Annotated in this window: 5 protein-coding genes and 2 pseudogenes; 6 read left to right on the top strand and 1 reads right to left on the bottom strand. The window is 41.7% G+C overall.

Features of this window, described 5'->3' with window-relative positions:
• Nucleotides 1-422: 422 nt before the first annotated feature.
• The 5 genes and pseudogenes from ABMB67_RS23205 to ABMB67_RS23185 all read left to right on the top strand — a co-directional run bounded on the left by ABMB67_RS23205 (nucleotide 423) and on the right by ABMB67_RS23185 (nucleotide 2,734).
• Nucleotides 423-599 (top strand): hypothetical protein, encoded by a 177-nt coding sequence (locus ABMB67_RS23205; protein WP_354573461.1) that lies wholly within the window; start codon nucleotides 423-425, stop codon nucleotides 597-599.
• A 29-nt stretch (nucleotides 600-628) separates the two neighbouring features.
• On the top strand, nucleotides 629-862 hold the full coding sequence (locus ABMB67_RS23200; protein WP_354573460.1) for a hypothetical protein: 234 nt from the start codon (nucleotides 629-631) through the stop codon (nucleotides 860-862).
• Between the two features lie 39 nt (nucleotides 863-901).
• Nucleotides 902-1,238, top strand: a pseudogene (locus tag ABMB67_RS23195) (VOC family protein).
• A 144-nt stretch (nucleotides 1,239-1,382) separates the two neighbouring features.
• Nucleotides 1,383-2,198, top strand: coding sequence for a DUF6597 domain-containing transcriptional factor (locus ABMB67_RS23190; RefSeq protein WP_354573459.1), 816 nt, complete (start codon nucleotides 1,383-1,385; stop codon nucleotides 2,196-2,198).
• A 125-nt stretch (nucleotides 2,199-2,323) separates the two neighbouring features.
• Complete coding sequence (locus ABMB67_RS23185) at nucleotides 2,324-2,734, top strand: VOC family protein (RefSeq protein ID WP_354573458.1); 411 nt, start codon at nucleotides 2,324-2,326, stop codon at nucleotides 2,732-2,734.
• Between the two features lie 237 nt (nucleotides 2,735-2,971).
• Here the strand turns inward: ABMB67_RS23185 and ABMB67_RS23180 are convergent, their stop codons facing one another.
• Entirely contained in the window at nucleotides 2,972-3,193 is a 222-nt protein-coding gene (locus ABMB67_RS23180) for a hypothetical protein (RefSeq protein ID WP_354573457.1), read from the bottom strand.
• Between the two features lie 266 nt (nucleotides 3,194-3,459).
• Here ABMB67_RS23180 and ABMB67_RS23510 point away from each other — a divergent pair.
• Nucleotides 3,460-3,706: pseudogene (locus tag ABMB67_RS23510) on the top strand (IS1634 family transposase); the annotation flags it as partial.
• Between the last annotated feature and the right edge of the window lie 247 nt (nucleotides 3,707-3,953).

Genomic DNA, 3,953 nt, shown 5'->3' with positions numbered 1-3,953 from the left:
CGTCACTTAACTCATTCGACTTTTGGGGAGGTACTCCTTTTTTCGTGCCTTGAAAACCTTGCGAGACTAAGGGTTCAAATTATGAAATTGACTCAATTTACTTAAATGGGTTTTTGCGTCTGATTTGTCTACAGCAATTAAAAAAACGCTTCGAAAGCAACTGCTTTTGGCTACTTGCATATTGCAAGGTATGATGAACATTAACTTTCAACTAAGCATCCATTTGTGCAACCATTTCTCTTTCGAAATCGGGAATACACTTTCTATCTTATGCTTGTGTTTGTTGTCACAGGCATCGGCTATTCTTTATTTTTCACCACGCCTTTATTTTTGGCAGAGGTGCATTCATGCAAGCCTCATTGGCCTGGTGATTGCCTGCCGCAGCGGTTACGGCACTGTTAAACCATCAAGGAGGGAAGTTAGTGGATCTTAAAGGTCCAACCGCTTTATTTTCGATCGCCTCGGTCTTAGTGATTTCGTGCTTCTTCCTTTTGGCCGCGTTGATTAGTTTCAGTGTATGGTTGATCACTTGTTTGCTTATCTTAGGGTACGTCGGTCAATCGTTCATCGCGATTGTGATGCTCGGACCATTTCGTTAACGCTACCAGCAGACCAAGCAGGGATCGGCATGGGATTGCTAATGATGCAAAACTTTATTGCCGGTTCCATTGCCATAGGCCTGTATAGCAGAGTTATCGAAATTGAAACAAGCCGTTCATGGAATCCATTGTCATCCTCTTTGGCAGGCACCATCTACAGTAATCTTTTTCTAGGATTGACGATTTTATTTATCATTGTTTTTACGCTATATCGCTATAACGTACAAAAAAGAGCAATACATTTACAAGAAGTTGACTATTAGGTACAGAGATTGCTCTTACTAGATGAAAGAGGTGGTTATGTGAAACTGGCTCATATCAATTTATCGGTTAATGATGTTGATGCTTCAGTAGCGTTTTTGGAAACGGATTTGGTCTGAGATATGGTACCCATGGAAACGGATCTGCTGTCATGTATGGTGACGATGGTCAGTTTGTCTTAACATTAATGAAAGGAAAAGACGTTCAGTATCCGAAACCTTTCATATCAATTTTACTCAGGAGAGCAGAGAACAAGTGGACCAGCGTTTGAAAAATGACGGCTATAAGGTTGTTCCTCCGGTTGATCATCATGAATATTCCTTTTATGTTCGAGCACCAGGCGGGTTTACTGTTGAAGTTATTAAAAGGGACAGGTAGAAGATGATCGAAATTACGGTATAATAGCCATAATAAATTGAAAATCGCTCCCCCACTTTCAATTATTTGGCCAGTGCGATCATTTATCATTAAAAGCATTTTGAGGATTGTAAAACAGCTAATTCGAAGGGAGATCGTTTCGCCATGATCGTCCACACTTGCAAACCACATAGGATATTATCGCCATTCGTGGAATATTTTTGGTACATGGAAAACCAAAATATAACATGTCAAAATGAGCGAACTTTACCGGATGGTTCCGTTGATCTCATTATTGATTTAAATGCGGAAAAAGTCCACATGGCAACTGCGTTGAACGAAACATTGCGGCTCAACAATGTATTTGTCTGTGGGCCTCATTCCAGTCATTTTGTGATTTACAATTCGCTTGAAACAAGAGTGATTGGCGTTCATTTTAAGCCGGGCGGCGCTTATCCGTTTCTCGGTTATCCTCTCGATCAATTGCATAATGCTATACAATCGATGGATGCGATTTGGGGGCATTTAGCTAAAAATCTGCGCGAGGATCTGCTCGAATTACCAACGGTTGAGCAAATGTTTCATGTGCTTACCGACCGATTGCTGCAATTGGCTGTTAAGCCGCTTGATATACATCCGGCCGTTCAATTTGCGATTGAGCATTTAGGTAAAAATAGCACACGGACGGATCACGTGCGACACGTTGTTGACCAAATTGGCATCAGTCACAGACGATTTATCGAACTGTTCAAGAGGGAAACCGGCTATACACCAAAACGTTATAGCCGCATCCGTCGATTCCAAGAAGTGCTAAGGAAAATGAATGAACGGCAAACCATGATAGATTGGACGGATATCGCATTCAACTGCGGGTATTACGATCAGTCTCACTTTATTAAGGATTTTTGTTCTTTTTCCGGATTGAACCCGACTGATTATGAAACGATTCCCGGGAGGCATTACAATCATGTGCAATTATGAAGGATGGGGTCAATTTTTTACAATACGGTTTGTGATAGTTGATGTAGAATAATGTATGAACAAGCAGGAACAAGCGCAGCTTATGCCGCATGCATTTTACAACTTAACACGAGGAGGGCATTACAATGGGAAACGAGTGGACCCCAAAAAGTTATTCTTCAGTTATTCCGACACTGCGTGCGGAACACGCCGATCAATTGTTGGATTTTTTGCAAGACGTTTTCGATGCGGAAGTGCTTCACCGCTCGGAGGATGAAAATGGGAAGGTTACACATGCCGAAGTACGTATCGGAGATGGGATCGTCGAAGTTTCGAATGCTAATGAGGCGTGGCCAGCAAATGAAACTTCACTTCATGTTTTTGTTCGCAACACGGATGAGTGCTACAAGCGCGCATTGGAGGCGGGAGCCGCTTCTCTATATGAACCGGCGGACATGCCCTATGGTGAAAGAAGCGGTGGTGTTAAGGATGAATTCGGAAACAGCTGGTTTATTGCAACGTTTCAAAGAGGTGAAGATCGTGGCTATTACGATTAACGACGTACCGCAAATCGCTCTCTTCCGAAAAAGAGAAATAGAAAATCTGTTGTCATAAGCATTGGCATCACCGGAAGATAAACGCAAATTGACGTTTGCCCAGCAGACTTTGAAAATTATTTCACCTAGCAGATGCCAATTCAAAGAGAGCATCTGCTTACACTATGAAATTACCCGAGGTCATCTGGCATTTACTCATCAACTTGGGTATGGTTTATTTTCGCTTTATTTTTAATGTTATTCGGTGTAGACTGCCTCCTGCTTTGTACTCAACACGAACGGTTTTTTTACCCGTTTTGTTTTCAACTCCCGCGGCGAATCTAACAAAACGAGTTCACTATCATTGATAAAAGCAACACGATCACAAATATCATCAGCCACTTGCATAATTTGATCGGCAACAGGGCATCGGCATCGTTTTGGATATGTCTTTCCATCTTTCCCGGCGGCAGCCTCCACAGGAGCGTTTCCAATTCACCTTCCATAAAGAGTAGCCGCAAGAATGGGTTTTGATTAACCATCTCCAGTCCTTGAAGGAGAAACTGTTGCAAATCTTCCCTTGGCAAAAGGAAGCTGTTTATGTTTATACACTTGCAACCTCTCTCTAATTCGCTTCTCTTCCTGCTCTAAAATATCAAAGTACAGTTCTTCTTTAGATTGATAGAAAATAGAAAACGTAAAAAGAACCTGGAGAAATTCCAGCCGCTTTCGTTAATTCCCCAACTAGTATTGCTTTGAACTACAAAACAGGCGAGATCCTTGAAAGTGCCAAACAATCACTATTTTTGATCAGGAAAAGCTACGGAAGGAAGAAGAATTAGAGGGCCACTACGCCATTACGACAAGCGAATATCAGGAAATTGTCTCCCTTCTCATTGCCAAGATTCTGGAGCCGCATTTAAAAAGAAAGCATTCGGTTACCGCTGGAAGGCTTCGTGCAGCCACACACAGGGAAATTACTACCTGTTTGACAACCAGTGATCGCAAGTGTTGAAGGCTGTATTTTTCTTCTCCCAACTAAAAAAGTAAGTATTTTACATTATTTCAAAAAAGACTCAAATAAATCTAAAGACCTATATAATTTACTAAAAATAGGTTATTTAGTCTACTTTGTCTCATCGGTCTAAATCGGATAGGAGGTTACTCATTAGTTGAGTAGCCGACCTTCCACACCACCGTACGTACCGTTCGGTATACGGCGGTTCCTAAGTTTACACCT

Source organism: Halalkalibacter oceani (assembly GCF_040544555.1).
Lineage (GTDB): Bacteria > Bacillota > Bacilli > Bacillales > Bacillaceae_D > Halalkalibacter > Halalkalibacter oceani.
Note: the sequence above shows the minus strand (reverse complement) of the source record. Positions and strands in the feature narration are given on the sequence as shown.

Bases quoted from the DNA above. Each gene is read 5' to 3' on its own strand.
- ABMB67_RS23200 (WP_354573460.1), top strand. From the start codon at position 629: ATGGGATTGCTAATGATGCAAAACTTTATTGCCGGTTCCATTGCCATA.
- ABMB67_RS23190 (WP_354573459.1), top strand. From the start codon at position 1,383: ATGATCGTCCACACTTGCAAACCACATAGGATATTATCGCCATTCGTG.
- ABMB67_RS23185 (WP_354573458.1), top strand. From the start codon at position 2,324: ATGGGAAACGAGTGGACCCCAAAAAGTTATTCTTCAGTTATTCCGACA.